Below are 13,540 nucleotides of genomic sequence, written 5' to 3'. Positions count from 1 at the left end.
TCAGAGCACCTCGATCGTGGGTCCGGGGGGCAGGCGACGGCGGCAGTCGAGGACGAACGGGGCCTGCTCGGCGATGAGTTCGTAGTCGAAACTGTCGTGATCGGTGAGCAGGACCACCACATCGGCGGCGGCCAGCTCCTCCGCGTCCGGCTCGACCCGGACCAGCCGGGCGTCCACCGGCAGACCCTCGACGACATGCGGGTCGGCGGCCCTGACCTGGGCCCCCATGTCAAGGAGCAGTTGGGAGATGCGCAGGGCCGGCGACTCGCGGGCGTCACCGGTGTTCTTCTTGTACGCCAGACCGAGCAGCAGGACGCGCGAGCCGTTGACGGATCTTCGTCTCCCGTTGAACAGGTCGGTGACGCGCCGGGTCACGTACTCGGGCATGTGGTTGTTGATGTCGTTGGCCAGCTCCACGAACCGGAAACTCTGCCCGAGTTCGCGCTGCACCCGCCAGGAGAGATACGACGGGTCGATGGGCAGACAGTGGCCGCCCACCCCCGGTCCGGGCGTGAACTTCATGAAGCCGAAGGGCTTGCTGGACGCGGCGTCGATCGCCTGCCACACGTCGATGTCCAGATGGTGGGCGAACATGGCGATCTCGTTGACCAGCGCGATGTTCACATGCCGGAAGGTGTTCTCCAGCAGCTTGGCGAGCTCGGCCTCCTTCGGCGAGCTCACCGGCACGGTGGTGTCGACGAGTTGGGCGTAGAAGTCCTGTACGGCCTTCAGGGACGCCTCGTTGACTCCCGAGACGACCTTCGGTGTCTCCTTGAAGCCCCAGACCGTGTTGCCGGGGTCGATCCGCTCCGGGCTGTACCCGAGATGGAAGTCGGCGCCCGCGGTGAGCCCCGATCCCTCCTCCAGGAGCGGCGCGAACAGCTCCTGGGTGGTGCCGGGGTAGGTGGTCGACTCCAGGACCACCGTGGCGCCGGGGCGCAGATAGCGGCCGAGGGTGACCGCGGACTCCTTGATGTACCGCAGATCGGGAGTGCCCTCGTGCAGCGGGGTCGGCACGGTCACGACGGCGACGTCGAAACCGCCGCAGTCGCGGGCCGACTCGCTCGCACGGTAGGTGCCGTTGTCCAGCGCCGCGCGGATGCGCTCCGAGGAGACGTCCTCCACGAAGGACTCACCGGCGGCGAGGCTCTTGATCCGGCGCGAGTCGACGTCGTACCCGATCACCTCGTGCCCGACCTCGGCGGCGCGGATGGCCAGCGGCAGTCCGACGTATCCCTGTCCCACCACGACGACACGCATCAGTGACTCCTGTTCGCGGGAGCGGTCGACGGGGTGAGCCGGAAACGCTCGCGCGCCGTCATGAGAAGGAAGGCAGCATTGGTGGTGAGGTAGCGCCGGCCCAGGCGGCGGGGTTCCTGGAGCACGCGGTAGAGCCATTCCAGGCCCCAGCGCTGCCAGGCTGCCGGGGCCCGCTTGGTGATCCCGGCCAGGATGTCGAAGGAGCCGCCGACGCCGTGCACCACACGGGCGCCAGTGCGTTCGCCGTACGCGGCGGTGAAGATCTCCTTTTTCGGCGAGGTCATGCCAAGGAAGAGCATCTGGGCGCCGCTCTCCGCGATCGCGTCGGCGATCGCCTCCTGCGCGGAGTCGTCGAAGTAGCCGTTGCGGTGACCCGCCACCTTCAGGCCGGGGAAACGCACGGCCACCCGCCGTACCATCTCCGCCAGCACCTCCTCCTTGGCGCCGAGGAAGTACACCGACATGCCCGCCGACTCGGCCTCGGCCAGCAGCCGCAGAAACAGGTCGATCCCGGCGACCCGCTCCGGCAGCGGGGCCTTCAGCACCCGCCCGGCCCAGACCACGGCCTGTCCGTCGGCGAGGACCAGATCGCAGCCGGACACCGCCTTGGCGAGGCGCTCGTCGCGCCGCATGTTCACCAGCTTCGCGGCGTTGACGACACCGATCTCCAACTGCCTGCCGTCCCGCACCGCTTCGAGGCAGCGCTCGACGGTCTGGTCCATGGTCAGCGGGTCCAGCTCGACGCCGAACAGCGTCTGACGCCCATTCATATACGGCCCCCCTGCCAGGCGTGGAGCATCCAGCCGAACTCGTACGGCCGGCATTCGCGGTCCACGGACAGCGGGCGGTACACCCGGTCCAGGGCCTTGAGCCGCAGGCCCGGAACGGCCCGGGTGGTCAGTCCCCGGGCAGCGCGCACGGCCTTCTTCGGGTCGCCCCGGTAGACCTTGCGCCAGGTCACGCCGAGGCCGTCCAGGATCAACGGCTCGCGGCTCTCCGGGTGTTCGGCCAGTTCCGGTACGTCCGTCATCCAGCGCAGACCCTTGCGGATCGCCGCGCCGAAGTCGCTGCCGCCGGCGTCGGTGAGGTCGAACAGGGCGGTCGGTGCCATCGCGTGCTGGTGGACGCTGTAGACCGGGTAGCCCTCGATGACCCCGCCGGTGCGCGCGTCGTAGTGCCACCACCACTGTCCGCCGTCGCCTTGCAGTTCGCAGATCCGCTGGGCGCAGGCCTCGGACGCGGCGAGCGCCTCGGCGTCCCCGTCGCCGCTCGCGTGCGCCAGGGCCAGGGCCTGGAGCGGATAGGTCTGGTCGGCGAAGCAGCTCACATGGGCCCGGTACCAGGGCAGCAGCCCGGGCGCGGTCGCGTGCGGGAACAGCGGACCGGCACCGATACGGGCTCGCAGCAGCCGGTCGCGGGCCGAGGCGAAACGTCTCTCCACATCGACCGTGTCACGGGCCGCCGCATAGGCGGACAGCACCCAGGCGGCCTCGACGGTGTACTGCGGCTTGTCGTACGCGTCCAGCGCCTCGATGCGCGCGACGGCGTCGGACAGTTTGGGGTGGTCGGTCTCGGCGGCGGCCCAGGCGATGAGCGCCGCGTCGCCGAGGTTGGTCACCCCGGGCAGGGACTCCACCAGCAGGCCCGTGAACTCCTGCGCGGTGCGCCCGCCGAGCGCCGCCCGCTGGCGGTCCTCGGGGAGGAAGCGCACGCCGAGCGCGGTGATGGCCGCGTACCGGGTGCTGGTCCCGCGCCGGTCCAGGGTCCAGGAACCGCCCGCCGCCCGCCGCCCGGCCATGGTGAAGGCGAAGGCCTCCTTGCCGGGCAGCAGCATCGCGGGGAGGCCCAACTCCGCCACCGTGAGGAGGCGTTGGGCGAGTGCGAGCAGCGATGGTTCCTCACGACCGAGCGCGGCCAGACGTGACATGGTCATCTTTGGGACACACCAACCCCCCTGTGGGCCCTGTGTTGAACAGACTGGTGAAGCGTCGGGCCACAATCGGCCAACGACGGAAGGCAGACGTCAGGCGTCGGAGCGGCTGTCACTCCTGGACGCGGGCACAGGTGTCCCCACCACCCCGTAACCCCCCCCTGGGCACTACTGGCTTGTGCGGTCATTGTGCATGGTCTGCACACTTCGCACACATGTTATGCCTGTAGATGTTCGATGATTTGGCCTTTGAGGGAAACAGTTGGGAACGGCTGGAAACAGGAGTCATGCGCGCTCGACGAGTTCGCCGTCCTTCTCGTCGTACAGCCCGCCCGTCTCCGGGCACTCCCACGTGCCCGGTTCGCGTTCCACCAGGCGTACGCCGGCCCGCCCGACCCAGCCGATCCGGCGCGCCGGTACACCCGCCACAAGTGCGAAGTCCGGGACGTCCTTGGTCACCACGGCCCCCGCCGCGACCAACGCCCAACGACCGATGTGGACCGGGGCGACACAGACCGAACGCGCCCCGACGGAGGCCCCCTCGGCCACGGTGACGGCCACGGCCTCCCAGTCACCGCCGCGCTTCAGCTTCCCCTCGGTGTCCACGGAACGGGGGAAGTAGTCGTTGGTGAACACGGCCGCCGGGCCGACGAACACCCCGTCCCCGAGCACCGCCGGTTCGTACACCAACGCGTAGTTCTGAAGCTTGACGTTGTCGCCGATCCGCACCCCGGGGCCGACGTAGGCCCCCCGGCCCACGATGCAGCCACCGCCCAGCCGGGCGTCCTCGCGGATCTGGGCCAGGTCCCAGACCGTCGTCCCGTCGCCGATCACGGCCGTCTCGTCGACCTGGGCGGTGGGCTGAATTCTGACGTTCATCGGGCGGAACCCTTCTTCAAGTCGCACGGAGCGCTCATCATCGATCACCGAGCGCTCGCTGGCTACGGGTCGAAGGGTTCCGCCGCGTCATGGCCGTGGATCCGGCCATCCGCCCGCTGCGGGCGGACTCGTCATCGCTCTGCCCCCCCGGGTCTACTCCCCGGAGGGCGCGGGCAACGCAACGCCCAGGGCCACCGGTGTCCCGAAGTTCGGCGTGCCGTCCGCGTTCCAGGTGAACTTCTGCGCCCGGGTCGTCCGGTTCATGTCGCAGCCGCCGCTCGTGGAGTTGTTGGCGTGGTAGACCATCCAGTCCTCGGTCCCGTCCGGTGACTTGAAGAAGCCGTTGTGACCGGGCCCGTACACGCCGTTGGCGTTGGACCGCTGGAACACCGGGTTCGGCGACTTCACCCAGGAAGAGGAGCTGAGCGGATCACCGCCGTTGTAGGTGAGCATGCCCAGCTTGTAGTCGGGCGTGGAGCAGTGGCTGGCGGAGTAGACGATGAACGTCCTGCCATTGCGCTGGAGCACCTCCGCACCCTCGTTGACCGCGCCGCCCACCGTCTCCCAGCTGTAGGTCGGCGTGGACAGGACGCGCCGGGTGCCGCTCGCGGTCCACGGGTTGGACAGCGGACGGATGAACATCGGCTGCGAGCCGTTGTAGAAGGTGCCCAACAGGTACAGCTGACCGTTGAGTTGGAGGATGCTCGGGTCCAGCTCCCAGGTGTTGTCCTGCGTCGGGTCGAGCAGGTCGGCCTTGAAGCTGTAGGGGCCCATCGGGTCCAGGCCCGCGCTCTCCAGCACGTGGATGCGCTGGGTCCCGAGGTCGTACGGCTCCCGCCCGGCCGTGTAGTAGAAGTACCACCGTTTGCCGTTCGGACCGTCCAGCAGATGGAACTCCGGCGCCCACATGGTGCCCGCCCCGTTGGGCCGGGTCAGGTTGAAGATCACCTGGTCCGTCGCCGTGGCGAGCCCGGCGAGGGTGCTGGACTTGCGCATGGTGATCGTCGAGTTCCAGGTGGTCGTGGCCAGGTAGTAGAAGCCGTCGTAGTACGTCAGCCATGGGTCGGGGCCGTGCTGGGAGAGCGGGTTGGTGTACGTCTTCGCCGTGTCGCCGGTAAAGGCGGGAAGGCGCCACACTCTCCCGTTCGCGGCGGCGCACGGCAGTTGCACCAGGTTGGTGTTCGAGGCCGACGAACCCCCGCTCGGCGTCACGCACTTGCCGGAGCTGACGGCGACCAGATTGAAGGTCCTGTCAGTACCGCTCACCGACACCGGGACCAGCCGCCACTGCTGGTTGGTGCCGCCGTGGCAGGGCCACTGGATGATCGCGGCGTTGTCGGCGGTGGAGGCTCCGTACACGTCGACGCACTGGCCGGACCGGGTGGTGATCGTGTAGACGTCGGTCGTCCCGGCGACCGGGGTGAAGCCGAGGTTCTGGTTGGCGCCCGAACCACAGGTGAAGGCGCGGAGCTGCGCCCCGGCCGTGGTCGAACCGCCGGGCAGATCGAGGCAGTTGCCGCCGTTCTGGTTCACACCCGTCGATGTGAACGCGACGGCGGCGGCAGCGGTCGGCGGCGCCACCAGGAAGGCGACCGCGAGCGTGAACAGGGCGATGAGCGCGGAGAGACATCGGGAACGGGTCACGGGCCGTACACCTTTGCTTCCAGGAGGCCGACGGAGTTCGTGCCGTTGCTGGTGAGCAGCACTCGTAGCCGGGTGGTGCTCGTCGCGGTGAAGGTGACGCTGCTGTACTGGTTCCTGGTCAGCGGGTACGCGCTCGCGCCCGGGACGTCGACGTAGGAACTGCCGTTCCAGTACTGGAGTTTCCAGGCGGACGGCATGTCGATGCCCTGGTCGTCGTCGAAGAAGTAGACGTCCGCCTTGTTGAGCGTCCTGGCGGTCGGCCAGGTCAGCTCCGCCCACTGCTGGCCCGTCTCCGGCCAGGTGCCCCAGCGCGGGTTGACGGTGTCGTTGGACGACGGCGGATCGATGCCGTCGTTGATCGCGGTGACGGCCTCCCAGGGTGAGGTGTACGACGCGGTCGGCGTCGCGGACGTCGCCTGGTTGGCCGGTGGCTGGACCCCGCCGCGGTTGTAGATCTTGACCTCGGTCAGGCCCGTCTTGGCGCCGGAGGCGTTGGTGGCGAGGACCCGGACGCGCTGGGCGCTGATCGCGGGGAACTGCACCAGGTTGTAGTTGGCGCGGGGCGCGGCCGGACTCTTGGTCTGACTGGGCACGCTCACCCATGAACTGCCGTTGTAGTACTGGATGGAGTACGAGGAGGGGGCCCGGTAGGTGGTGCTCGCGGGGCGGCTGTCCTTGAAGTACAGGCGCACCTCGTTGAGGGTGCGCGCGGTGCCGAGGTTCAGTTCGTACCAGTCCTGGCTGTTGGCGGAGCCGCCCGCGCCCCAGAAGGGCTCGTTGGTGGGGTAGCCGTCGACCGCGCCGGCCACACTGCTGCCGGAGCCGGTGTAGGAGGCCGAAACCGTCGCTCCGGCGGCCAGGTTGGTCAGGTCCGCGGTGAGGTCGACGCCGGCCTTGGCGAGCATGTCGACCATGCGGGGGCTGTCCTGCACGACCTGGTTGGGCGCCTTCAGGCCGGGCACCGCGATGTGGTGGGTGACCGTGCCGCTGGTGGTGACGTCACCCGTGGCCGGGTCCCAGGTGAGGGGGACCAGCGAGTTCACGGTGGCGACGCGGTTGCCGTTGACGTAGATCGAGTAGCCCTCCGGGATACCGGGGTAGCGCACCACGCCGTCGGCCGGGTCGTCCCACACGATCGACAGGTCGGCGCCCCGGTAGCGCAGGTTGTTGACGGTGAAGTGGTCCCAGCCGATGTTGATGGGGGAGAGCTCCACCTTGGCGTCGTTGCGCGGCCTGAGCCCCGCCACGTCCTCGATGACCGTCCAGTTGCTGCTGCCCAGGATGTTGTGGTGGATCCAGGAGCGATAGTCGATCGAGCTGCCGTTCCAGTCCGCCCAGAACTCGTTGGCGTCCGGCCACTGGGTGTTGCCGCCGACGTACTGCGCCCAGGTGTTCCAGTACAGGAGCTTCTTGTAGTCGGTCGCGCTCATCCAGGAGTTGGGGTAGTTGCGCAGCACCGAGGAGTACAGCCGGAACTGGACCGTGGAGTTGATGGTCGAGAAGTTGTTGGAGCCGGGGTTCCCGGCCTCGGCCGCCGCCTGCTTGTCGACCTGGTTGGCGGTGTAGAACGGGAACACCGGGTACTGCGCCGGGTCGTCGTACAGCCGCAGCGCCTGCCGGTAGGTGTCGGTGTTGGGGACCGCGCCGACCGAGAACGGGTAGTAGTTGTTGATCTCCTTCCAAGGCACCCATTCATTGGTCGACTTGAGCCGGTGCTCGAACAACTGCCGGTTCGGATTCCACAGGACGTTGACGATGGCGTCCTTGATCTGCGTCGCCAGCGTGCGCATCTCGGTGGCCTTGGCCGTGTTGCCGGTCGCCTCGTAGGCCTGCGCGGCGGCGAGCGCGCCGCTGTACTGGTAGGCGGACTCGGCGCGGTCCATGTTCCCGGGCTTCCAGTGGAAGGAGACCGCGTCGGCGTCGTTGCCGGTCAGGGCGCCCCAGTCGTACTCGATGAGCTTGTTGTTGTCGTGGTCGTAGTAGGCGAGTTGGCCCTTCACATCGCCCTCGGCGTAGTGCGCCAGCTGGGCGGCGATACCGGGCTGGCCGCCATGGATCTGATAGCTCTTCCAGGCCGCCTCGGCGATGTACTGGGTGTAGCTGTTGGACCAGTTCTCCGGATCGCCGGGGTTGTCGAGGAACCGGGCGCCCTTGGAGGTCTGGCCGACGCTCAGCCAATCGCCGTACGCGTAGGCCGGGTTGCGCAGGTACTTGAGGTCGTCGATGTGCATCGGCTGGGTCAGCGCGATCGCGTTGTTGTAGCCGAGGGCGCCCTCTACGGAGGTCGGGAACTGGAAGGTCTGCCCGGGGATGTCCGCGTCGAGGTTGTTGAAGCGCATCAGCCACCAGCGGTAATAAATGTTCTTCTTGATCGCCGGCTCGGGCACGTCGATGTAGGGCACGTTCTGCGCCCACCACAGGTTGTACGCCCTGACGTGGGTCGCGAAGGCGGTCGCGGCGGAGTAGCCGGCGTAGGCGTTGTACTCGGTGAGCGACTCGGGGATCTCGTCGGTGACGAAGCCCATCACGACCTTGGTGGTCACGGTCGCTCCGGCCGCGATGGTCACGGACCGGTTGAGGGCACCGCCCGACACCGTGAAGCCGTCGCCGGTGAGGCGGGGGCGGAGGGTGGTGAGGTTGTTGTAGGCGTTGACCTGGCCGGTCAGCTCATTGCCGCTGCCGGTCGTGGCGTAGGGCGAAGTGGCCCGCAGTTGCAGGGTGGTTGAGCTGCTGCCGTTGTTCTTGATCGCTAGGTTGGTGACGGCGACGTTGTTGTCGGTGATGAACTTGGTCTGCTCGACCGAGATGTTCCCGCTGGTGTGGACGCTCTTCCAGTGGCTGGGCGTCTGCCGCCGCTGGGCGACCTGCTCGGTGAAGGTGCCCGGGGTGATCGCCACCGTGTAGGCGTTGTTGTCGTTGACGCTCTCCCAGTAGGCGACATGACCGCCGAAGCCCAGGACCGCCGGATCGTGGGTCTTCATGAACAGCGCCCGCCCACGGCTCATCAGCCAGGGCCCGGCCGGGTCGTTGCCGGTCCGGGCGAGCAGGCGGTCCATCCAGAAGTCGGTGCCCGAGCTCTCGGCGTCGTAGATGGCGCGCATCATGTCGCCCGGCGTCTGGGCGACCGGCGGCGCGGGGACCGCGGGGCCGCTGAAGGTGGGGAAACCGATGGTCTGCGCGGCCTGGGCCGCGGGCGTCGCGGTGAGGACGGAACCGATCAGGAGTGCCAGGACGACTGGCAGGCGCTGTAAGCCGGACTCTGTTCGTCTTCGCATCGGGCTCCCCTTTGCTGAAACGACGGCTCTGACACGACGGCTCTGACACGACCGCTCTGACACCGCGCTGAAACGACCGCGCTGAAACGAACCTAAAAGGTTTTCGCAACGTAGGAGCGACCTGAGAGCGTGTCAAGGGAGGCGTGGGAGAGGGGAGTTCGTGCGCCGGGCGATTCAGGACAGGTGGGCCGTGGACCCGCGGATCGCCACTCGGCAGGGCAGCGCCTCGACCCCCGGGCGCGGTGAGCCGGCGATCGCGCCGAACAGAGCCTGCGCCGCCGCCCGCCCCACCTGCTCCAGATTCATGTCCACGCTGGTCAGCAGCGGCCGGCAACCGGATGTCATCACCTGCCAGTTGTCGAAGCCCATCACCGCCACGTCCTCCGGCACCCGGTGCCCCCGTTCGCGCAGCACGTCGACCACGCCCCGGGCGATCTGGTCGTTGCCGCACAGTACGGCGTCGACGTCCGGGTGCTGGTCGAGAAGCAGCGCGACCGCGGCTCGCCCCCACCCCTCCGACCAGGAGCCGAACCGGGGTTCACCGACCAGCGAGAGCCCGGCGTCGTCGAGTGCCGCCCGCGCCCCGGCGACCCGGTCGTGCGCCGCGGCGTACCCGGGATCGCCGGTGATGTGCGCGATCCTGGTCCGGCCGCAGTCCAGCAGATGCTGCACCGCGATCCGCCCGGCGTCCACGTTGTCCGGCACGATCGACAGATCCTCCGGATCGTCCGAGGGCGCGTAGGCGTACACCACCGGCACGGGCAGGCCGCGGCCGAGCGACGGACGCGGGTCGGTCCGGCTGCCGACCACGATCAGACCGTCGACCCGGCGCCCCAACAGGGCCCGCACATGGTGCTGTTCACGGATCGCGTCTCCCCGGGCGTCGCACAGGAACACGGCCACCTCGCCCGCCCCGAAGGCGTCCTCGGCGCCCATCAGTATCGGGATGCTGAACCGGCCCTCCAGGTCGCTGGTGAGCAGCCCGACCGTGCCGGTCCGTCCCGCGAGCAGGCCCCGGGCCAGCTGGTTGGGCCGGAACGACAACCGCTCGGCCGCCTCGATCACCCGCTGCCTGGTCTCGGCGCGCACCTGACTGCGGCCGTTGAGGGCCTTGGACGCGGTGGCGACGGACACCCCTGCCAGCCGGGCTACGTCGGAGAGCGTGGCGGTGTGCGAGCGGGCCGGGCCGGGGGCAGGTGTCATGAGGGTCTCCTGTCTCACATGGCGTGCCTAAACCGTACGCGAGAACTTTCGGTACACGCCCGAAACTCTTGTCCTGCACAGGGGATTGACGGGTATTCACCTCGGCTCTAGCTTTACGAAAGCCTTTTCGGCCCGTTTCTTCCCGGTGCGCGTCACGGAGGGAGATCGTCATGGGGAGCCCGACTGGATCGCGCGGCCCTGTCCGCCGCCTCGTCACCACGGCCGCCGCCTTGCTGACCGTGGCCGGCCTGGTCACCGCCTGCGGATCGGGGGACGACGGCAAGGACGACGGCGGCGGGGGCGGCGGATCCGCCGCGAACGTCAACGGCGTCGACGACGGCGCCACCCTCACGATGTGGACCCGCGCGGCCACCCGCCCGCAGAGCGAGGCGCTGGTCAAGGCGTACAACGACAGCCACAGGAACAAGGTCGAACTCACCGTCATCCCCACCGACGACTACCAGGCCAAGGTGGGTGCCGCGGCCGGCTCCCGCGACCTGCCCGACCTGTTCGCCTCGGACGTCGTGTTCGTGCCGAACTACACCTCCAGCGGCCTCTTCGCCGACCTCACGGACCGCATCGACCAGCTGCCCTTCGCCGACAGCCTGGCCCAGTCGCACATCAAGGCCGGGACGTACGAGGGCAAGAAGTACGTCGTCCCGCACACTCTCGATCTGTCGGTGCTGTTCTACAACAAGGATCTCTACCGCAAGGCGAAGCTCGACCCCGAGAAGCCGCCCACCACCCTCGCCGAATGGGACCAGCAGGCACGGGCCGTTGACGCCCTCGGCGGCGGCGTCAACGGCACCTTCTTCGGCGGCAACTGCGGCGGCTGCGGTGTCTTCACCTGGTGGCCGTCCATCTGGGCCGCCGGACAGGACGTCCTCAACAAGGACGGCACCGGGGCGACCCTCGACTCGCCCACCGCGCAGAAGGTCTACGACACCTACCGGGGCTGGGTCGACGACGACATCGTCGCCCCCGGTGCCCGCGACGAGACCGGCGCGACCTGGACCGGCGTCTTCCCCAACGGCAAGGTCGGCGTGATGCCCATGCCGTCCACCACCCTCGGCCTGATGCCCAAGGACCTCGACCTCGGGGTGGCGCCGATCCCCGGCCCCGACGGCGGCAGGGCCACCTTCGTCGGCGGGGACTCCATCGGCATCGCCGCCACCAGCAAGAAGGGCGACCAGGCCTGGAACTTCCTCGCCTGGTCCGTCGGCGACAAGGCACAGGTCGACGTGGTCGCCGCGCACAAGGACGTGGTGGCGCGCACCGACCTCGCCTCCAACAAGTACTCCGACGCCGACCCCCGCCTGGTCACCATCAACCAGCTCGTCGCCGACGGGCACACGCCGTACGCCCTGAAGTTCGGCCAGACCTTCAACGACCCCAACGGACCCTGGCTGACGCTGATGCGCGACGCCGTCTTCGGCGACGGGGCGAACGTGCGGAAGGACAACGAGGCGGTCAGCGCGTCCCTGGCCGACTGACCGAGCACCCCTGATGGGCTTGCCGACCGACAGGAGAGCCATGCAGGTGAAGGCGCCCGACCGCACGGCCGCCGACCACCGGGCCGGGCCCGAACACCGCCCGGCCCGCCCACCTCGTACGACCGGCCCGCTGTGGCGCTCCCGCACGTTCCAGGGGATCGGCTACGCGGCCCCGACCGCCGTCTACGTCGCCGTCTTCTTCGTCCTGCCGCTGCTGCTGGTCGGCCAGATGTCCCTCGACGACTGGCCGTTGATAGCGGGCGACCAGGGCGGCAACGCCCCCGAGAACTTCACGGACGTCACCGACAGCACGCTGTTCTGGCCCGCCGTCCGCTTCACGCTCCTCTACACCGCGATCGTCACCGTCGTGCTCCTCGGACTCGCCCTCCTGCTCGCCCTGCTGGTCCAGGAGTCCCGCCCCGGTGCCGGCTTCTTCCGCACCGTCTACTTCCTGCCGGGCGCTCTCGGCCTGGCCTCCGCGTCCCTGCTCTTCTGGGGCCTCTACAGTCCCACCACCGGCCCCCTCAGCCGCACCCTGGATAGGCTCGGTCTGGTCGACGAGCCGGTGTCCTTCCTCGGCACGCCGACCTCCGCGTTGCTGTCCACGGTGTTCCTGGTCGTCTGGAAGTTCGCCGGCTTCTACATGCTGATCCTGCTGGTCGGCCTGCAACGCATCCCGCACGAGCTGTACGAGGCCGCGCGCATGGACGGAGCGAGCCGGGGCCAGATCTTCCGCGGCATCACCCTGCCGCTCCTCCGCCCCTCCCTCGCGCTGTCGTTGCTGCTGTGCGTGACCGGATCGCTGCTCGCCTTCGACCAGTTCTTCGTCCTCACCAAGGGCGGACCGGACAACAGCACCGTCACCATCGTGCAGTTGATCTACCGGGAGGCGTTCCAGCGGCTCAACCTCGGTACCGCGGCGGCCCTGTCGATCCTCGTCCTGGCCGCGCTGCTGCTGCTCAACGTCGTCCAGTTCCGCGGTCTGCACCGCGCCGACGAGTCATGAGGAGGGACTCCACCATGCAGGACTCCACCCTGCGCACCACGCTCGGCCGCACCCCTTATTACGTCGTCGCCGGGGGCCTGGCCGTCATCTTCCTGTTCCCCCTGCTGTGGAACACCTGGGCCTCGGTCAGCGAACAGCCCGGCACCGCACAGGACTCCGGCTACGGTCTCGGCAACTACCGCACCCTGCTGGACTACGACGCCGGCCTCGGGCAGTACCTCCTCAACAGCACCGTCGTCTCGGGCCTCACCGTCGCCCTGACCCTCGGGGTCTCCCTGCTCGGCGGCTACGCCTTCGCCCGCTTCCGGTTCCCGGGTAAGAACGCCCTGTTCCTGCTGACGCTGGCCATCCTCATGGTCCCCTACGCCACCCTCCTCATCCCGCTCTACGTACTCCTGGGCCGGCTCCACCTCCAGAACTCACTGATCGGGCTGAGCCTGGTCCTCGCGATGTTCCAACTCCCCTTCGCCACCTTCATGATGAGGATCTCCTTCGAGGCGGTCCCGCGCGAACTGGAGGAGTCGGCGCTCGTCGACGGCTGCGGCACGGCGGGCGCGCTGCGCCGGGTACTGCTCCCGGCGGTACGACCCGGGCTGATCACCGTCGGGCTCTTCGCGTTCCTCGCCGCCTGGAACGACTTCATCGCGCCCCTGATCCTCATCTCCGACAGCGAGAAGGCACCCCTGCCGCTCGCCGTCGCCAACCTGCGCCAGCAGAGCATGGGCGCGGTCGACTACGGGGCCACCGAGGCGGGCGTGGTGGTCCTCGCCGTGCCCTGCCTCCTCGTGTTCCTGCTCCTGCAACGGCACTACGTACGAGGCTTCATGTCGGGTGCGCTGAAGGGATGATG

Annotated in this window: 10 protein-coding genes; 3 read left to right on the top strand and 7 right to left on the bottom strand. The window is 68.8% G+C overall.

The genetic code is table 11. From position 1 onward, the window contains the following. From OG866_RS05415 to OG866_RS05385, 7 genes are all read right to left on the bottom strand, one after another. The gene (locus tag OG866_RS05415; RefSeq protein ID WP_329332271.1) at nucleotides 1–1,260 is read right to left on the bottom strand and encodes a nucleotide sugar dehydrogenase; all 1,260 of its coding nucleotides are present in this window, start codon (nucleotides 1,258–1,260) and stop codon (nucleotides 1–3) included. Further along, nucleotides 1,260–2,030, bottom strand: a complete 771-nt coding sequence (locus OG866_RS05410; protein WP_329332270.1) for a WecB/TagA/CpsF family glycosyltransferase — start codon at nucleotides 2,028–2,030, stop codon at nucleotides 1,260–1,262. Before OG866_RS05410 ends, OG866_RS05415 begins: the two co-directional genes overlap by 1 nt. Continuing rightward, complete coding sequence (locus OG866_RS05405) at nucleotides 2,027–3,193, bottom strand: hypothetical protein (RefSeq protein WP_329332269.1); 1,167 nt, start codon at nucleotides 3,191–3,193, stop codon at nucleotides 2,027–2,029. The genes OG866_RS05410 and OG866_RS05405 overlap by 4 nt, the downstream gene beginning before the upstream one ends. A 282-nt stretch (nucleotides 3,194–3,475) precedes the next feature. Next, nucleotides 3,476–4,069, bottom strand: a complete 594-nt coding sequence (locus tag OG866_RS05400; protein ID WP_329332268.1) for an acyltransferase — start codon at nucleotides 4,067–4,069, stop codon at nucleotides 3,476–3,478. 153 nt (nucleotides 4,070–4,222) lie between these two features. Continuing rightward, nucleotides 4,223–5,713, bottom strand: coding sequence for a family 43 glycosylhydrolase (locus OG866_RS05395; RefSeq protein WP_329332267.1), 1,491 nt, complete (start codon nucleotides 5,711–5,713; stop codon nucleotides 4,223–4,225). Next, entirely contained in the window at nucleotides 5,710–8,988 is a 3,279-nt protein-coding gene (locus tag OG866_RS05390) for a discoidin domain-containing protein (RefSeq protein ID WP_329332266.1), read from the bottom strand. Before OG866_RS05390 ends, OG866_RS05395 begins: the two co-directional genes overlap by 4 nt. A gap of 174 nt (nucleotides 8,989–9,162) precedes the next feature. Further along, nucleotides 9,163–10,191, bottom strand: coding sequence for a LacI family DNA-binding transcriptional regulator (locus tag OG866_RS05385; RefSeq protein WP_329332265.1), 1,029 nt, complete (start codon nucleotides 10,189–10,191; stop codon nucleotides 9,163–9,165). 170 nt (nucleotides 10,192–10,361) lie between these two features. Here OG866_RS05385 and OG866_RS05380 point away from each other — a divergent pair, with 170 nt between their 5' ends. The 3 genes from OG866_RS05380 to OG866_RS05370 are packed head-to-tail and all read left to right on the top strand — an operon-like array spanning nucleotide 10,362 to nucleotide 13,538. Beyond that, the gene (locus OG866_RS05380) at nucleotides 10,362–11,684 is read left to right on the top strand and encodes an ABC transporter substrate-binding protein (RefSeq protein ID WP_329332264.1); all 1,323 of its coding nucleotides are present in this window, start codon (nucleotides 10,362–10,364) and stop codon (nucleotides 11,682–11,684) included. A 40-nt stretch (nucleotides 11,685–11,724) separates the two neighbouring features. Continuing rightward, complete coding sequence (locus OG866_RS05375) at nucleotides 11,725–12,690, top strand: carbohydrate ABC transporter permease (RefSeq protein WP_329332263.1); 966 nt, start codon at nucleotides 11,725–11,727, stop codon at nucleotides 12,688–12,690. 14 nt (nucleotides 12,691–12,704) lie between these two features. Further along, nucleotides 12,705–13,538 carry a carbohydrate ABC transporter permease gene (locus tag OG866_RS05370; RefSeq protein ID WP_329332262.1) on the top strand — a complete coding sequence of 278 codons (834 nt, stop codon included), beginning with the start codon at nucleotides 12,705–12,707 and terminating at the stop codon, nucleotides 13,536–13,538. Nucleotides 13,539–13,540 lie beyond the last annotated feature (2 nt).

It is taken from the genome of Streptomyces sp. NBC_00663, from assembly GCF_036226885.1.
Lineage (GTDB): Bacteria > Actinomycetota > Actinomycetes > Streptomycetales > Streptomycetaceae > Streptomyces.
This window is presented reverse-complemented; position numbering and strand designations above follow the sequence as displayed.

Excerpts from the sequence above, each read along its gene's own strand:
- OG866_RS05415 (WP_329332271.1), bottom strand. The coding sequence starts at position 1,260 with ATGCGTGTCGTCGTGGTGGGACAGGGATACGTCGGACTGCCGCTGGCC.
- OG866_RS05410 (WP_329332270.1), bottom strand. The coding sequence starts at position 2,030 with ATGAATGGGCGTCAGACGCTGTTCGGCGTCGAGCTGGACCCGCTGACC.
- OG866_RS05370 (WP_329332262.1), top strand. The coding sequence starts at position 12,705 with ATGCAGGACTCCACCCTGCGCACCACGCTCGGCCGCACCCCTTATTAC.
- OG866_RS05380 (WP_329332264.1), top strand. The coding sequence starts at position 10,362 with ATGGGGAGCCCGACTGGATCGCGCGGCCCTGTCCGCCGCCTCGTCACC.
- OG866_RS05375 (WP_329332263.1), top strand. The coding sequence starts at position 11,725 with ATGCAGGTGAAGGCGCCCGACCGCACGGCCGCCGACCACCGGGCCGGG.
- OG866_RS05400 (WP_329332268.1), bottom strand. The coding sequence starts at position 4,069 with ATGAACGTCAGAATTCAGCCCACCGCCCAGGTCGACGAGACGGCCGTG.
- OG866_RS05385 (WP_329332265.1), bottom strand. The coding sequence starts at position 10,191 with ATGACACCTGCCCCCGGCCCGGCCCGCTCGCACACCGCCACGCTCTCC.
- OG866_RS05405 (WP_329332269.1), bottom strand. The coding sequence starts at position 3,193 with ATGACCATGTCACGTCTGGCCGCGCTCGGTCGTGAGGAACCATCGCTG.
- OG866_RS05390 (WP_329332266.1), bottom strand. The coding sequence starts at position 8,988 with ATGCGAAGACGAACAGAGTCCGGCTTACAGCGCCTGCCAGTCGTCCTG.